The organism is Chelatococcus sp. CO-6, from assembly GCF_001271345.1.
Classification (GTDB): domain Bacteria; phylum Pseudomonadota; class Alphaproteobacteria; order Rhizobiales; family Beijerinckiaceae; genus Chelatococcus_A; species Chelatococcus_A caeni.
The window spans coordinates 3,947,550-3,962,854 of the sequence record NZ_CP012398.1; the positions used below are offsets into that span (position 1 = coordinate 3,947,550).

Genomic DNA, 15,305 nt, shown 5'->3' on the forward strand with positions numbered 1-15,305 from the left:
CGGATCGAACTTAATCAGAAACCGTAATCGTCATGCCGTCATAGGCCGGCTCGACGTGGGCCGGCACTTGCCGGCTCAGGGTGGCGTAGTCGAGATCGGTGTGCAGGTTGGTCAGCACGGCACGCCGCGGCGCCACCTCGTCGATCAGCGCCAGCGCCTCCGCGAGGCTGAAGTGGCTCGGGTGCGGCGTGTAGCGCAGCGCGTCGATGATCAGCACGTCGAGGCCGCGCAGCAGCGCCTTCGCCTCCTCCGGCATGGCGCTGACGTCGCTCGCATAGGCGAGGCTGCCGAAGCGGAAGCCGAGGGCATCGATATTCCCGTGCACCATGCGGAAGGGCAAGGCGGCGAGCGTGCCGCCGGGCCCGTCGATGTGCACCTCGCGCCCGCTCGTGAGGCGGTGCTCGACGAGGATGGGCGGATAGTCGCTGCCGGGCGGCGTGATGAAGCAATAGCCGAAGCGGGCCCGCACCTGCGCGCTGGTGCGTTCGTCGAGATAGACGTCGATGCAGCGGCGCATCGTCAGCACCAGCGGACGCAGATCGTCGATGCCGTGCGTATGGTCGGCGTGCTCGTGCGTGAAGAGGACGGCATCGAGGTGGCGCACGTCGCTGTCGAGCAGTTGCTCGCGCAGGTCGGGTGAGGTGTCGACCAGAACGGTCGTCGCCGCCGCCTCCGCCTTGCGCCGCTTCTCGACTAGGATCGAGCAGCGGCGGCGCCGGTTGCGCGGCTCGGCAGGGTCGCAGGCTCCCCAACCCATTCCGACGCGTGGCACCCCGCCGGAGGACCCGCAACCAAGGATGGTCACGGTCAGCGTCATGCGGCGCTTTCCCCGGCCCCGTGGCCGAGATCGGCTTTGGTGAAGAGGCGCCGGAAGTTGTCGGTGGTGATCGCCGCCATCTCGGACGCCGTCACGCCGTGCACCTCCGCCAGCACCTTGACCGTATGCACCACGAAGGCGGGCTCGTTGCGCTTGCCGCGATTGGGCACGGGCGCGAGATAGGGCGCATCCGTCTCGACGAGCAGCCGCTCGCGCGGCACGCGCGCCGCGATGTCGCGCAGCTCCTGCGAGCCCTTGAAGGTCAGGATGCCGGAGAAGGAGACATGGAGCCCGAGCTCGATGCCGACGCGGGCAAGCTCCGGCCCCGACGAGAAGCAGTGCAGGATGGCCTGGAATGCGCCCTTCCCCATCTCGTCACGGAGAATGGCGATCATGTCCTCGTCTGCGGCACGCGCATGGATGACGAGCGGCAGGCCCGTCTCCCGCGCCGCGGCGATATGGGTGCGGAACACCGCCTGCTGCACGTCCCGCGGGCTGCGGTCGTAATGATAGTCGAGCCCCGCCTCGCCGATGGCGATGCAGCGCGGGTGGCGCGACAGCGCGACGAGCTCGGCGGCCGTGACGTCAGGCTCCTCGCCAGCATTGTGCGGATGGGTGCCGACTGTGCAGGAGACGCCGGAAAATCGCTCCGTGATCGCCGCATAGGTCGGAAACTGCCTGACGCGCGTCGAGATGGTGACGAGATGGCCGACGCCGGCCGCCCGAGCACGCGCCACCACGGCATCGAGCTCGCTGGCGAAATCGGGGAAGTCGAGATGGCAGTGACTGTCGACCAGCATCAGGCCTTGGTCTCCTGCAGCTCCTCCTCCACGAAACGTGGGAAAACAGGCGCCGGTGCCGGCAGCACGGTGCCAGCGGCGAGGCGCCCGGCAGGACCGAGCGCATCGAACCGGCGCCGATCTTCATCGACGGCGAGAAGATCGAGCAGGCGCGCGGCGGCGGTCGGCGTGACGGGCTGCGCGAGGATGGCGACGTTGCGCAGCACCTCCGCCGTCACGTAGAGCACGGTCGCCATGCGGGCGGGATCGCTCTTGCGCAGGGCCCAGGGCTCCTGGCCGGCGAAATAGCGGTTCGCCTCGCTCACCACCGCCCAGACGTCGGCGAGCACGGTATGCAGGGCATAGTTCTGCATCGCCGCCCGCGCCTTGGCGAGAAGTCCGTCCGCCGCGCCGAGCAGCGCTTCGTCTGCGGCAGTGAAGGCGCCGGGTTCGGGCACCCTGCCCTCGCAGTTCTTGGCGATCATCGACAAGGAGCGCTGCGCGAGATTGCCGAGGTCGTTGGCGAGGTCCGCGTTGATGCGGTTGACGATGGCCTCGTGGCTGTAGTTGCCGTCCTGGCCGAAGGGCACCTCGCGCAGGAAGAAGTAGCGCAGTTGGTCGACGCCGTAGGTGCCGGCGAGCGCGAAGGGGTCGATGACATTGCCGACCGACTTCGACATCTTCTCGCCGCGGTTGAACAGGAAGCCGTGGCCGAAGACGCGCTTCGGCACCTGCAGCCCAGCCGACATCAGGAAGGCCGGCCAGTAGACGGCGTGGAAGCGCACGATATCCTTGCCGATGATGTGCACGTCCGCCGGCCAGTAGCGCCAGCGCGGCGAGCCCTCGGTGTCGGGATAGCCGAGCCCGGTGATGTAGTTGGTGAGCGCGTCGACCCACACATACATGACGTGGCCGGGCGCGTCCGGCACCGGCACGCCCCAGGTCAGTGTGGTGCGCGAGATCGAGAGGTCCTGCAGCCCGCCCCTGACGAAGCTCATCACCTCGTTTCGCCGGCCTTCCGGGCCGATGAAGTCGGGATTGCTCTCGTAGAGCGCGAGGAGCCGGTCCTGATAGGCCGAGAGGCGGAAGAAGTAGGTCTTCTCCTCCGTCCATTCCACCGGCGTGCCTTGCGGGCCGAGGCGCACGCTGTCGGCGTTCAGCGTGGTCTCGCTCTCGTCGTAGAAGGCCTCGTCGCGGACCGAGTACCAGCCCGCGTAGGTGTCGAGATAGATGTCGCCGGCGTCCGCCATGCGCTTCCACAGCGCCTGCGAGGCGGCGTAATGGGCGGGCTCGGTCGTGCGGATGAAGCGATCGCGCGCCACGGCGAGCGCATCGCACATCTTCTCGAAGAGCGCCGTGTTGCGGTCGGACAGTTCGCGCGGGCCGATGCCTTCCTTCGCCGCCGTCTGCGTCATCTTCAGGCCGTGCTCGTCGACGCCGGTCATGAAGAAGACGTCGTAGCCGTCGAGCCGCTTGAAGCGGGCGATGGCGTCGGCCGCCACCGCCTCGTAGGCGTGGCCGATGTGCGGCGCGCCATTCGGATAGGAGATGGCGGTCGTGATGTAGAAGGTCTCGGGATGGCCCATGCCCAACCGTGTCCGAATATCGCTGGCTCAGGCGGCTTCGCCGTGGCGGAGGGCGCCTGCCAGGTCGTTGAATATCGACAGAACCAGGGGGCGGCGGTCGAGATTGAGCACCTGCGCTTCGCGCGCCGCACCGCGGCTCTTCTCCCACACCTCGACCAAGGGCGCAAGGCGAGCCGCGCCTTCAGCCGCCCGGGCATGAATGGTCTGCGTGACGAACATGTCGATGGTCGCCATGAGGGCCGCGAAGGCCTCCTCGCCGTCCCTGCCCGCGCAGAGCTCGGCAAGGCCGAGCACCTCGCGCATGTCGAGCGCCGGCAGGCGGGCGAGCATCGCCCGCACCCGCTCGACAAGGGCGATGCGCTCCTCGTCGAGGAGTTCGAGCGCGCCTTGCACCGAGCCCTGCGCCAGGGCGGCCGCGCGCGCCCTGAGGCCGGGCTCGATCGCATCCCAGGGCGCACCGAGCCCCTCCACGACCGTCTCGATCTCGTCCGGCGCGAGCTCTCCCAGCGTCAGCTTGCGGCAGCGCGAGCGGATCGTGGCCATGACGCGGCCCGGGCTGTGCGAGACGATGAGGAAGATGGAGCGCGGCGGCGGCTCCTCGACGACCTTCAGGAGCGCGTTGGCACTCGCGACATTGAGGTCGTCGGCGCTGTCGACGATGCAGATGCGATAGCCCCCCGCGCCCGCAGTGGAACCGAAGACGGCAAGGGCGCGCCGCACGGAATCGATGGCGATGACGCTCGACGGGCCCTTCTTGTCGGTGCCCGGCGTGCGCCGCAAGACGACGAGGTCGGGATGCGACAAGGCCGCCACCTTGCGCGCCACCGGATGGTCCGGCGCGACGGCGAGGTCCCGCACCGCAGGCGCCGCGGCGGGATCGGGATTGGCGAGCAGGAAGCGCGCCACCCCGTAGGCGAAGGTCGCCTTGCCGATGCCGCGCGGCCCGCCGATGAGCCAGGCATGGTGCAGGCGGCCGGCCCGCCAGGCATCGAGGAAGGCGCGCTCGGCCTCGCCATGGCCGACGAGGTCGAAACGTTCGCGCGGGTGCGGCGTGAGGCCGTAGCGGTCCGGCTCGACGCCTTCTTGCTGCGTGGACGCCGGTTCACGCGCCATCATCCGCCTCCCCGATCGTTGCCCCGAGAAGCCGGGCCTCCACATGCGACCAGATGTCGGCCGCGACGGCATCGGCGCCGCGGCTCGCGTCGATGACGACGCAGCGCGCCGGCTCCTCCTCGGCGATCGCCAGGAAGGCGGCGCGAAGTGCCCGGTGAAAGCCGATATCCTCCGCCTCGAAGCGGTCGGTCGCCTCGCTTCGCGCCTGCCGGCGCGCATCCGCCCGCGCCAGGCCCAGTTCCGGCGGAAGGTCGAGGATGAACGTCAGGTCCGGCCGCGTGGGGCCGACGACGACCTCCTCGAGGCGGGTGAGAAAGGCCGGATCGAGATCGCCCAGCGCCCCCTGATAGGCGCGGGTCGAATCGCAGAAGCGGTCGCACAGCACCCATTGCCCGCGCGCCAGCGCCGGGCGGATCGTCGTCTCGAGGTGGTCGTTGCGGGCGGCCGAGAAGAGGATGGCCTCGGCCGCCGGTCCGAGCGCCTTGGCCTTGCCGGCGAGCAGGAAGCTGCGGATGCGCTCGGCACGCGGCGCGCCGCCCGGCTCGCGCGTCGCGACGGCGTCGAGGCCGTGTTGCGACAGGCGGCTGCGCAGGCGCTCCACCTGGGTGGACTTGCCCGCCCCCTCGCCGCCTTCAAACGTGATGAACCGGCCCGGCGACCGCGTTTCTCCCGGCAAGACGGCCTCTTACAATAGCTTGCTCAGCGCATCGCGAATGGCGCCGGTGCTGAGTTCGAACAGCGCATCGAAGGCGCGCTGCGACAGGCTGCCCGACTCCACCGCCTCGCCTGTGTATAGCGGGACGACGAGCGCGTCGACATCGTCGCGCGTGACGCGCAGGTGGCCGACCTCCATGCCCGCGGCGACCGGCGCCCGCAGCGGGCCGCGGTAGACGACCTTCACGTCGAGGCGATCGCTCGTGCCGCGCGGCACCAGCACCCGCACCGCCTCCCTGGCGAGGAGCGGGACGCGCCCTCTCGCGCCGCCATAGACCTGCGCCTCGTCGATCACTTCGCCGGACTTGAAGAGCTCGCGCGTCTCGAAATTGTTGAAGCCCCAGTCGAGCAGCTTGCGTCCCTCGTTGCCCCGCTCGCGCGCGTTGGGCAGGCCGTTGAGCACGACGATGAGCCGCTGGCCGTCGCGCACCGCCGAACCGACCAGCCCGTAGCCCGATTCCGCGAGATTGCCCGTCTTCAATCCGTCGGCGCCGATGTCCATGGCGAGCAGCGGATTGCGGTTCTGCTGCCGGATCTTGTTCCAGGTGAATTCCCGCTCGCCGAATATCGCGTACAGATCCGGAAAGTTCTCGACGAGGTAGAGCGAGAGCTCGGCGAGATCGCGCGCCGTCGTCCGCTGCTCCGGGTCGGCGTAGCCGGTTGCGTTGCGGAAGGTGCTGTTCCGCAGCCCGATCGCCTTCGCCCGCTCGTTCAAGAGGCGGGCGAAGTTCTCCTCGGTGCCGGCGATGCCCTCCGCCAGCGCGATGGCTGCGTCGTTGCCGGAGTGGACGATGAGCCCGCGCAGGAGGTCGGCGATGGGAACGCGGCTGTTGACGATGGCGAACATCGTCGAGCCGCCGGACGGCGCCCCGCCCCGCCGCCAGGCGTTCTCGGAGACGGCGAACGTGTCCTCGAGCGACAGGCGGCCGGCCTTGATCTCCTCGAAGACGACGGCCGCGGTCATGACCTTGACGAGGCTGGCCGGGACCATTGGCGCATCGGGCGCCTTGGCGAACAGGATGCCGCGCGTGCGCGCATCCATCAGGATGGCGAAATCGGCCGAGGTCTGGAAAGTCTGCGCCGTGGCGGTTCCTGCGGCGGCAAGGCACGCGAGCGCCAGGAAAACGGCAATCAGACGCCGGCCGATGCTCCGGCCGAAACCCGATACGGACAACAAAACCGACATCGCTCCCCCATATGGAGGGGGAATGTGCGATGCCGGCGCCGCAAAATCAACGTATGCGGCGGAGCTGCCCTCAGTTGGCCGCCGTTCCCTTGCGGAACGACACGAAGCGCTGCTCCTTGACGAGCGCGAACGGGGTCTCCGCCGCGAAGCGGGCGTTGGCGTTCTGCGGCGCCGCGTAGAAGAGGCTGGCGACGACGGGCTTGCCGGCGGGCGGCACGGCCACCGCCACCGGCACGCCGGCGTTCGGAATGGTGTTGAGGTCGAGCAGGTCGTCGATGGTGGCGACCTCCGCCCGCTGGAGGTGAACCGCCGGCGCGGGCGCCGCGGGAGTGGGAGCCGCGGAGGCCATCGCAACGCCCTGCTGCCCGAAATCGGGACGCGGCACCGGCATCGGGATGGCGCTCGCCGCGGCGGTCGCGACCGGCGCCTGCGCGGCGGCGGGAGACGCATAAGCCATGCTGGGCGCGGCGGCTGCGGGCGCCGGCTGGACCGGCTCGGCCGAGGCGACCATGACCGGTGCTGCGACAGGCGCCACCGGCGCACCGCCGCCGGCCGGGCGGCCATCGATCTGCAGCGTGGCGAGCAGCTTGCGGTCGTCGCTGCCGCGCAACGAGGCCCGGCCCACGTATTCGACCTTCACCTGGGCCGTGCCCGCGCGGCGGAAATCGAGCGCATCGGCGACGCTGCGCGAGACGTCGATGATGCGGCCACCGTGGAACGGGCCACGGTCATTGACGCGCACGACCATCGACCGGCTGTTCGCGAGATTCGTGACACGCACGTAGCTCGGCAGCGGCAGCGTCGGATGGGCGGCTGCGATCGAATGCTTGTCGAACACTTCCCCGTTCGCCGTCAGGCGGCCATGGAAGTCGGCGCCATACCACGAGGCCGTGCCCGTGGCGGTATATTTCTCGTTGAGGTTCGGAACGTAGGTCTTGCCGGCCACCCTGTAGGCTTTGCCGGTGTGATCACGGCCACCGCCCTTGGGGATCGGCTTGCCGTCGGCGACGACTCGCGGGCTCGGCGCGACGCCATACTTGGGATCGACCTTGGCGGTGCCGACCTTCTGTGTGGCGCTGCTGCAATTGGCGAGGCCGAGCGCCAGGATCACGATGCCGGCGCCTTGCAGCGCGAGGCGAAGGGGCGATCGGCCTTCGTCGGGGCCTTCGGAACCGGAAAATGCCGATGCGATGGACGGGGAAACGTTCGCTTTGGGGGCGCCAAGCTCAGTTGTCGCTCGATCCATCTGCTGCATCGGCTCGTTCCGTTCTTGCCTGTCGATGGCCGCAAGCTACCGTCGGAAGGGCGCGACCGATGCGCCGGACCTTGGACTTGAACTCACCACCGAAGTGTCGCTGTAACCCGATGAATGGAGCGTTAAGGCCTCACATCCGACAAAGCAAGCCTGCAATGCGAAAGTGCAGCCCACGTTCCGAAGGCGAAACGAGCCTTCAGATTGCGACGGAATTGCGGCACATCTGCCCCATTGTCGTCGCGCGGTGCGTTCCACGGTGTCGCGGCTGTCGCGCCTCTGCGCAATAAACCTGTCACGTGATGCCGGCCAAATCGGCTATAGCCTCGTCATCGATCCGAGGTATCGGCGGACCAGGAGCCCCTATGAAGACCATCGCGACCATCGCCGAACTCAAGGCGATCTATGGACAGCCCGGCGAGACCTCGACGGTCAAGGTGACGGATCACGTCACGCCCCATTATACCGCCTTCATCGAGGCTTCGCCCTTCGTCGCCCTTGCGACGAGTGGGCCGGAGGGGCTCGACTGCTCGCCCCGTGGCGACGGCCGCGGCTTCGTGCGCATCCACGATCCGCGCACGCTGATGCTGCCCGACAGGCACGGCAACAACCGCATCGATTCCCTGCGCAACATCGTGCGCGACCCGCGCGTCGCCCTGCTCTTCCTCATCCCCGGCTCCGGCAGCACGCTGCGCGTCAACGGCCAGGCCCGGCTGACGGCGGACGAGACGCTGCGCGCCTCCTTCGCCGTCGAAGGAAAGCAGCCGCGGACGGTGATCGTCATCGAGGTGCGCGAGGTCTATTTCCAGTGCGCACGCGCCATCATCCGCGCCGGCCTGTGGGACCCGTCCAGGCACGTGGCGCCGGACGCGCTGCCGACGCCGGGCGCGATCCTCGCCGCCCTGTCGCAGGACCGCGTCGGCGGTGATGAATACGACAAGGCCTGGCCGGAGCGGGCCAGGCAATCGATGTGGTGAGAAGCCTCAGACCGCGGTGCCGTGCAGGTCATAGGCGTCCGAGCGCTCGACCTTCACGGTGACGATGTCGCCGACGCGCAGCGGGCGGCGTGAGGCGACATAGACATTGCCGTCGATCTCCGGCGCATCCCACTTGGACCGCCCCTTGGCGACCGTCGGTCCCGCCTCGTCGATGATGACGGGAATGCGCCGGCCGACGCGGCTCTTCAGGCGCTGGGCGCTCACCTTGGCCTGCGCCTGCATGAAGCGGTGCCAGCGCTCTTCCTTGACCTCGTCCGGCACCGGCGCGGCGATCTCGTTGGCGGGCGCGCCCGTCACCGGCTCGTAGCGGAAGCAGCCGACCCGGTCGAGCTTGGCCTCCTGCAGCCATTCGAGCAGGAAGTCGAAATCCTCGTCCGTCTCGCCCGGGAAGCCGACGATGAAGGTCGAGCGGATGGCAAGGTCCGGGCACTCCTCGCGCCAGCGGCGGATACGGTCGAGCGTCTTCTCCTGATGCGCCGGGCGGCGCATGTTCCGCAGCACCGACGGGGCGGCGTGCTGGAAGGGAATGTCGAGATAGGGCAGCACCTTGCCTTCCGCCATGAGGCCGATGACCTCGTCGACATGGGGATAGGGATAGACGTAGTGCAGCCGCACCCAGACGCCGAGCTCGCCGAGGGCCGCCGAAAGGTCGAGGAAACGCGCCCTCACCTCGCGGCCCCCATGGGTGCTCGGCGCATATTTGAGATCGAGGCCGTAGGCGCTCGTGTCCTGCGAGATGACGAGCAGTTCCTTCACGCCGGCCTTCACCAGGCGCTCGGCCTCTCGCAGCACATCCGCGGCCGGGCGGCTGACGAGATCGCCGCGCAGCTTCGGGATGATGCAGAAGGTGCAGCGGTTGTTGCAGCCTTCGGAGATCTTCAGATAGGCGTAGTGGCGCGGCGTGAACTTGATGCCCTGCTCTGGCACGAGATCGATGAACGGGTCGTGCGCCGGCGGCACGGCCTCGTGCACCGCGTCGACCACCGTCTCGTACTGCTGCGGCCCGGTGATGGCGAGAACGTCGGGGAACTGATCGCGGATCTGGCCCGGCTCGGCGCCCATGCAGCCCGTGACGATGACCTTGCCGTTCTGGGCCATGGCCTCGCCGATGGCGCCGAGCGATTCCGCCTTGGCGGAATCGAGGAAGCCGCAGGTGTTGACGATGACGACGTCCGCACCCTCGTGCGTCTTCGTCAGTTCATAGCCCTCGGCCCTGAGGCGCGTGACGATGCGCTCGGAATCGACGAGCGCCTTCGGGCAGCCGAGGGAAACGAAACTGATCTTGGGAGCGTGCTCGCCCATGCCTGTCGCCACCGCTTGAGCGCCGGCATCGCGACGAGAGCCGCGGACGACGCATCATGTCCTTGATGATGATCGTATTCTCGGATCGCGGGCCGGGCCTTCGCCACCCTGGAACGGCTCCAGCCAAAATCCGGCGCCTCGATTGGCACGGAAAGGGCGCCGACGCAACGGTCTTGATGCCGCAAGGTTTCACAAGAGAAGCCCGGCAGTGCCTGACTGCCGGGCTCAAGGCTTCGGGAGGAGCCTGCCAAGACCGCATGGAAGAAGACCACATCAACCCGTTGCCGAAGCAGCCAGTCAGACGAAGGCTTCATCGCGTGAAATATTCATAACAGATTCGCACGGCACATACCTCCCGAAAATGCCGCATCGGAAAAGACAGCATTTCCACAACGCCCGCGTGCACTGCACGGCGCGACAGGATCGATTCAATTTTATTCTTATGCGATCTGTTACGACGCCCAGTTGTGCTGGAAATCGGCATAAAGCGTCAGGCCACCGCAGGCGAAGATCGTCTGGCCGGTGATGTACCGGGCCTCCTCCGAGGCGAGGAAGGCGAAGACCGGCGCCATGTCGTCGGCGTCGGCGGCGAAACCCATGGGGATGTGGCTTTCCACCTTGGCCCGCGCCGCCGGGTCCTCGACCCAGCCCCTGTTCAGCTCCGTCGTCGTGGCTCCCGGCCCGACGGCATTGACACGGATGCCGTTGGCGGCGAACTCCAGCGCCAGCGTCCGCGTCAGGTTGGCGAGCCCGCCCTTGCTGATGGAATAGGCGAGATAGCCGGGCTTGGGGATGATCTCGTGCACGCTCGTCGTGTTGATGATCGCGCCGGGAGCCTTGCGCGCGAGGAGATGGCGCGCGACGGCGCGGGCGCAATTGGCCGCGCCGACGAGGTTGACCGCGAGAATGCGCGTCAGGACCGCGTCGTCGAAGGCGTCCCCCGGCGTCGGCGCCTGGATGCCGGCATTGTTGACGAGGATGTCGACATGCCCCCAGGCGGAGACCGCCTCCTCGACCATCGCGTCGACCGCGCGCGGCACGGATACGTCCGCCGCCAGCGCCAGATGCGGGCGCTCGCCGTGCCCGGCATCCGCCGCGGCCGTCTGCACCGCCGCCAGCGCCGCCGCCATCGTGTCGGCATCCGCCAGGTCGTTGACGGCGACCGTCGCCCCTTCGGCGGCGAAGCGGCGCGCGACGGCGAGGCCGATGCCCCGCGCGCCGCCGGTCACGATGGCCGTGCGCCCCTCGAGGCGCTGCGTATTGAGAGCGTGAAAGGTCATGATGCGTCAGGTCCTGGCGTCAGAAGGCGTGCGGCTCGCCGGGCCGGGAGGCGCCCCTCGTGTTGAGGTAGACCGCATAGAGCGAGGTCGTTCCGCAGATGAAGAGGCGGTTGCGCTTGGGGCCGCCGAAACAGACGTTGGCCACCACCTCCGGCACGCGGATCTTGCCCAGGAGAACGCCGTCCGGATTGAAGCAGTGGACGCCGTCGCCGGCGCTCGTCCAGACATTGCCGTGGACGTCGATGCGCAGGCCGTCGAAAAGGCCGTGGCTGCAGGTGGCGAAGACCTCGCCGCCGCCGAGCCGCCCGTCCGCGCCGACCTTGAAGCGGCGGATGTGGCGCGGCCCGTCCTCGACATGGGTCGCGCCGGTGTCGACCACATAGAGCAGCTGCTCGTCCGGCGAGAAGGCGATGCCGTTGGGCTTGACGAAATCGGTCGCCACGGCCGCGATCGAGCCATCCGCCGGATCGAAGCGGTAGACGTGGGACGCGCCGATCTCGGACGGCGCCGCATCCCCCTCATAGTCGGAATCGATGCCGTAGGTCGGGTCGGTGAACCAGATCGTGCCGTCTGATTTCACGACCACATCGTTCGGCGAGTTGAGCCGCTTGCCCTCGAAGCGATCGACGAGGATCCGCACGGAACCGTCCGGCTCGGTGCGCGAGATGCAGCGCCCCTGATGCTCGCAGGAGACGAGGCGCCCTTCCCTGTCGACCGTGTGGCCGTTGGTGTTCCGGGCCGGCTGGCGGAAGACCGAGACGGACCCGTCCGTCTCGTCCCAGCGCATGATGCGGTTGTTGGGAATATCCGACCAGATGAGATAGCGCCCCGCCGGGAAATAGGCCGGCCCCTCGGCCCAGCGGCATCCGGTATAGAGCTTTTCGAGATGGACATTGCCGAAGACGAGGCGCGAGAAGCGCGGGTCGATCACCTCGAAATCATCGCTCAGCATGGGCATTCTCTCCCGGATCGCCGTTATTCTTGAAAAGGCGCGCCCGGGCCGCCATCGCTTCAGACGATCGCCGCGCGGGACGCAAGAGGCTTGAATGAGGCGAGATTGGGAGACTTGCCGGCGGAAAGCAAGGCCGGCCCCGAGCCGCTCCGCCCGGTTCCTGCACCGGGCCGGAGCGGTCGGAGTGCGCGGCTAGACGTCGAGAATCCTTTCAAAGCCGCCGAATATCATGCGTTTGCCGTCGAATGGCATCTCCTCGCCCATGGCATGCATGCGTGGGTCTGCCATCATCTTCTCGTTGGCGGCGTCGCGCGCAGCTCGCGTGGGATATTCCACCCAGCTGAAGACGACGACCTCGCCGTCCTTGGCCTGCACGGCCCTGCGGAAATCGGTGACCTTGCCCTCCGGCACGTCGTCGCCCCAGCACTCGACGACACGGGTGGCGCCGAATTCCTTGAACAGCACCGCCGCCTCCGCGGCATGTTTGCGAAACAGCTCCTTGTTCTCGGCCGGCACGGCCACAACGAACCCTTCGACATATGGCATTGCGCTACTCCTCCTTGGATGGCGCTGCAGACCCGCCGGTCCGCAGCACCGATTAATAAGTTGATATCAACATAATATGACACTGTCAAAACCCGGCCATCAGCCGCGCCCTGCCCCGGCCTGCGACGTATCGTGCGTTACCGTACCTGCGGCGCGCCGACGCTCTCCGTCTCGCGCGTGCCGTCCGCTTCGGCGCCCGCGGCTTCCTCCCACCAGTCGCCGAGGGCGTCGATCAGCGGCACGATCCTCTCCCCCGCAGGCGTGAGATCATATTCGACGCGCAGGGGATAGCCGCCGAACTCCGTGCGCTGGACGATGCCGGCCGCCTCCAGCTTGCGCAGTTCGAACGCCAGCATCTTGTGCGAGATGGTGGGATTGTCCCGGCGCAGGTCGCTGAAGCGCTTCGTGCCGTCCTTCAGATAGTAGATCAGGAGGGTCGGCCAGCGCCCGCTGAGCACCTGCATCACCTCCTCGATGGGGCAACGGGAGACAAGATCCTTCATCGACGCCTCGTGGTTGCAAAAAAGTGCGTAATTTACTCGGCTCACCGGACGAGTAGGGTCCGGGCTCGCTGCGCAGCGTGATCACCAGAAATCACGGGAGATCGATTTTGGAGCCGATCCTACTTTACGGCTTCCCCTCGGGAAGCTCCATGGGCCTTGTCGCGGCCCTCGAATGGCTGGGCAAGCCCTACCGGCTGTGCCGGGTCGACATGCTCGGCGAAATGCGCGAGCCGTCCTACGCCCGGGTCAATCCGCGCCACGAGACCCCGGTCTTCGTCACGGACAAGGGTGAGCTGCTGACGGAGACGATGGCGATCGCCGCCTGGCTCGAGGCGCGGGACAGCGAGCGGCGCATCAGCTTCACCCCCCTGTCGCGGGAGGCGGACCGGATGCACCAGCTGATGGCCTTCGTCAACACAGGCTTCACCGGCGCCTTCTCCCCGCTCTGGTCGGCCCTGGAGATGAAGGATCCCGATCCCGCCATGCAATCGGCCCTGCGGAGCTGGGGGCGCGCATACGTGATCGAGCGGCATGACAAGCTCGAGGCCATGATCGGGGACGGTCCGTTCCTCGTCGGCGAGCGGCCGACCCTCGCCGACGCCGTCTTCGTCGGCGTGGCCCGCTGGCTCGACTACCACGCCGTTGCCGACCGCAAGCGCTGGCCGAAGCTGTCGGCCGTGCGCGAGCGGCTGGAAAGCGACCCCGCCGTCATCCATGCGACGATGCTGGAGAACGGGGAAGCGTCGGCCGGAAAGGGAGCCCTCGTCGGCCACCTGCCGCTTGCCGAGGTGATCGACAGATACGGCAAATGACCGCGTGAGCCACCCCGTGCTGCCCCGCGTCGGACAGCACGGGGTTGCCGTCACCTCATCGCGAACAGTTCCTGGTGAAACCGCTCCGCCATGGGCAGACCCTGCGCATCGAAGTCGTTGCGCAAGGCCTGGCCGAACCCCGCCGGTCCGCAGAACCAGATGCTGGCTTCGCGCCAGTCCGGCACGGCGGCGCGGATGCGCTCGCCGCTCAGCAAGCCGTCGCGGGCATCGATCGTCACGTGCAGGCGGATGCCCGCCGCCTCCGCATCGGCCGTCAGCTTCTCGATGGCCCCTTCGTCGTAATCGGCCGTCGTATGGAACAGGTCGATGGTCGGTCGGGGCCGGTCGGGGCGTGCATGCCGTTCCCGCGACAGGTGCTGCATGCCCGCGATGAAGGGCGTGATGCCGATGCCGCCGCCGATCCAGATCTGGCGGGGATGCCCGTTGTCGAAGTCGAAGCAGCCGTACGGCCCCTCGATCTTCACCTCCTGCCCCACCTTCAGCTTCTCGCGCAGGCGCCCGGTGTGGTCGCCCAGCTCCTTGGCGATGAAGCGGATGCGCCGGTCCTCGCCGCCCCAGGCCGAGGCGATGGTGTAGGGATGCGCCCCTTCGGACCCGTCCGAGGTGGCGAAGGCGAACTGGCCCGGCTTGTGGCCGCGCCAGTCCGGCACCTCGACCTCGACTTCGAGCGCCTTCACGCCGGGATAATACTGGAGCGCGGCGATCCTGCCCCGAAACTGCCGTCCGGCGCCGACGCGATTGCTGAGGGAGATCACGGCCGCATAGGTGCCGGCGGCGAGGAGCAGCGCCATCACCATCCCGATGGGCGACGTCCAGTAGCTGAATGTCGTCAGCACCACCGCGTGGAACACCAGCACCAGGTAGACGATGGCGAGGAGCTGGTGCGTCCTGCGGAAGAGGCGGTAGGGAACGAACCTGACGAGGGCGAGGCCGATCAGCAGCACGGCGGCATAGAAGGCCCATTCGCCGAGGCCCTCGGCCGGGCCGCGCAAGGTCATGAGGAATTGCCCGACCGGGTTTTCGAGCAGAGGGCTCGGGCCGCGCTCCGGCCGCGCGATCAGGCCCCAGCCGACCGCCCATTTCGGCCCCTGGCTCCACAGCCAGTGGACCACCGCCACGACGAGCGCCGTGATGCCCAGCCACTTGTGCAGCCGGTACATCTTGTCGAGCCCGCCGAACCACCGTTCCGGCCAGCGCGGCCGCAGCGCCAGGATCATGGCGACGCTCATGGCCCCCATCGCGATGATCCCGCTGTATTGGACGAGGCTGGCCCGCAGGGCGAAGAAGCCCGCCGGCTGAAGCACCTGCGGCTCCGCCAGCAGCCACAGCACGGTCAGCGCGGACAATATTCCCCAGAGGGCTCGCCTGATATTCCGCATGTCGACCGCGCTCCGCTGCGCCTCTTTATGATTTGACTATTTAAAGAGGCAGCGGTGATCGTTGA

The 15,305-nt window shown here is 68.1% G+C and carries 15 protein-coding genes; 2 read left to right on the forward strand and 13 right to left on the reverse strand.

Annotated elements, in window-relative coordinates; genetic code table 11:
- Positions 1–10 precede the first annotated feature (10 nt).
- From AL346_RS18475 to AL346_RS25970, 7 genes are all read right to left on the reverse strand, one after another.
- A complete protein-coding gene (locus tag AL346_RS18475) occupies positions 11–817 on the reverse strand; it encodes an MBL fold metallo-hydrolase (RefSeq protein WP_026015591.1) in 807 nt (268 codons plus the stop codon).
- Positions 814–1,617, reverse strand: a complete 804-nt coding sequence (locus AL346_RS18480; protein WP_019404774.1) for a TatD family hydrolase — start codon at positions 1,615–1,617, stop codon at positions 814–816. The genes AL346_RS18475 and AL346_RS18480 overlap by 4 nt, the downstream gene beginning before the upstream one ends.
- The gene (metG, locus tag AL346_RS18485; protein WP_019404773.1) at positions 1,617–3,182 is read right to left on the reverse strand and encodes a methionine--tRNA ligase; all 1,566 of its coding nucleotides are present in this window, start codon (positions 3,180–3,182) and stop codon (positions 1,617–1,619) included. The genes AL346_RS18480 and metG overlap by 1 nt, the downstream gene beginning before the upstream one ends.
- 27 nt (positions 3,183–3,209) lie before the next feature.
- On the reverse strand, positions 3,210–4,295 hold the full coding sequence (locus AL346_RS18490) for a DNA polymerase III subunit delta' (protein WP_019404772.1): 1,086 nt from the start codon (positions 4,293–4,295) through the stop codon (positions 3,210–3,212).
- Complete coding sequence (gene tmk, locus AL346_RS18495; protein WP_019404771.1) at positions 4,285–4,971, reverse strand: dTMP kinase; 687 nt, start codon at positions 4,969–4,971, stop codon at positions 4,285–4,287. Before tmk ends, AL346_RS18490 begins: the two co-directional genes overlap by 11 nt.
- 9 nt (positions 4,972–4,980) lie before the next feature.
- On the reverse strand, positions 4,981–6,186 hold the full coding sequence (locus tag AL346_RS18500) for a D-alanyl-D-alanine carboxypeptidase family protein (protein ID WP_019404770.1): 1,206 nt from the start codon (positions 6,184–6,186) through the stop codon (positions 4,981–4,983).
- Between the two features lie 79 nt (positions 6,187–6,265).
- Positions 6,266–7,306, reverse strand: a complete 1,041-nt coding sequence (locus AL346_RS25970) for a septal ring lytic transglycosylase RlpA family protein (RefSeq protein WP_053193936.1) — start codon at positions 7,304–7,306, stop codon at positions 6,266–6,268.
- 506 nt (positions 7,307–7,812) lie between these two features.
- Between AL346_RS25970 and AL346_RS18510 the strand changes: the two genes are divergently transcribed.
- Positions 7,813–8,424 (forward strand): pyridoxamine 5'-phosphate oxidase family protein, encoded by a 612-nt coding sequence (locus AL346_RS18510; protein WP_019401342.1) that lies wholly within the window; start codon positions 7,813–7,815, stop codon positions 8,422–8,424.
- A 6-nt stretch (positions 8,425–8,430) separates the two neighbouring features.
- On the opposite strand, the gene rimO is transcribed toward AL346_RS18510, so the two are convergent.
- The 5 genes from rimO to AL346_RS18535 all read right to left on the reverse strand — a co-directional run bounded on the left by rimO (position 8,431) and on the right by AL346_RS18535 (position 13,028).
- Positions 8,431–9,747, reverse strand: a complete 1,317-nt coding sequence (gene rimO, locus AL346_RS18515; protein WP_019401341.1) for a 30S ribosomal protein S12 methylthiotransferase RimO — start codon at positions 9,745–9,747, stop codon at positions 8,431–8,433.
- Positions 9,748–10,199: 452 nt separating this feature from the next.
- A complete protein-coding gene (locus AL346_RS18520; protein ID WP_019401340.1) occupies positions 10,200–11,027 on the reverse strand; it encodes a glucose 1-dehydrogenase in 828 nt (275 codons plus the stop codon).
- Between the two features lie 19 nt (positions 11,028–11,046).
- Complete coding sequence (locus AL346_RS18525) at positions 11,047–11,979, reverse strand: SMP-30/gluconolactonase/LRE family protein (protein ID WP_019401339.1); 933 nt, start codon at positions 11,977–11,979, stop codon at positions 11,047–11,049.
- Positions 11,980–12,171: 192 nt separating this feature from the next.
- Positions 12,172–12,525: a DUF1428 domain-containing protein gene (locus AL346_RS18530; protein ID WP_019401338.1), complete on the reverse strand. Its 354-nt coding sequence runs from the start codon at positions 12,523–12,525 to the stop codon at positions 12,172–12,174.
- A gap of 137 nt (positions 12,526–12,662) precedes the next feature.
- Entirely contained in the window at positions 12,663–13,028 is a 366-nt protein-coding gene (locus AL346_RS18535) for a helix-turn-helix domain-containing protein (protein ID WP_019401337.1), read from the reverse strand.
- 107 nt (positions 13,029–13,135) lie between these two features.
- Here AL346_RS18535 and AL346_RS18540 point away from each other — a divergent pair, with 107 nt between their 5' ends.
- Positions 13,136–13,840, forward strand: a complete 705-nt coding sequence (locus tag AL346_RS18540; protein ID WP_026014990.1) for a glutathione S-transferase family protein — start codon at positions 13,136–13,138, stop codon at positions 13,838–13,840.
- A gap of 50 nt (positions 13,841–13,890) precedes the next feature.
- Here AL346_RS18540 and AL346_RS18545 read toward each other — a convergent pair whose 3' ends face one another.
- A complete protein-coding gene (locus AL346_RS18545) occupies positions 13,891–15,240 on the reverse strand; it encodes a ferric reductase-like transmembrane domain-containing protein (RefSeq protein WP_026014989.1) in 1,350 nt (449 codons plus the stop codon).
- Positions 15,241–15,305 lie beyond the last annotated feature (65 nt).

Bases quoted from the DNA above. Each gene is read 5' to 3' on its own strand.
- AL346_RS18475 (WP_026015591.1), bottom strand. From the start codon at position 817: ATGACGCTGACCGTGACCATCCTTGGTTGCGGGTCCTCCGGCGGGGTG.
- AL346_RS18480 (WP_019404774.1), bottom strand. From the start codon at position 1,617: ATGCTGGTCGACAGTCACTGCCATCTCGACTTCCCCGATTTCGCCAGC.
- metG (WP_019404773.1), bottom strand. From the start codon at position 3,182: ATGGGCCATCCCGAGACCTTCTACATCACGACCGCCATCTCCTATCCG.
- AL346_RS18490 (WP_019404772.1), bottom strand. From the start codon at position 4,295: ATGGCGCGTGAACCGGCGTCCACGCAGCAAGAAGGCGTCGAGCCGGAC.
- AL346_RS18510 (WP_019401342.1), top strand. From the start codon at position 7,813: ATGAAGACCATCGCGACCATCGCCGAACTCAAGGCGATCTATGGACAG.
- rimO (WP_019401341.1), bottom strand. From the start codon at position 9,747: ATGGGCGAGCACGCTCCCAAGATCAGTTTCGTTTCCCTCGGCTGCCCG.
- AL346_RS18520 (WP_019401340.1), bottom strand. From the start codon at position 11,027: ATGACCTTTCACGCTCTCAATACGCAGCGCCTCGAGGGGCGCACGGCC.
- AL346_RS18525 (WP_019401339.1), bottom strand. From the start codon at position 11,979: ATGCTGAGCGATGATTTCGAGGTGATCGACCCGCGCTTCTCGCGCCTC.
- AL346_RS18530 (WP_019401338.1), bottom strand. From the start codon at position 12,525: ATGCCATATGTCGAAGGGTTCGTTGTGGCCGTGCCGGCCGAGAACAAG.
- AL346_RS18535 (WP_019401337.1), bottom strand. From the start codon at position 13,028: ATGAAGGATCTTGTCTCCCGTTGCCCCATCGAGGAGGTGATGCAGGTG.
- AL346_RS18545 (WP_026014989.1), bottom strand. From the start codon at position 15,240: ATGCGGAATATCAGGCGAGCCCTCTGGGGAATATTGTCCGCGCTGACC.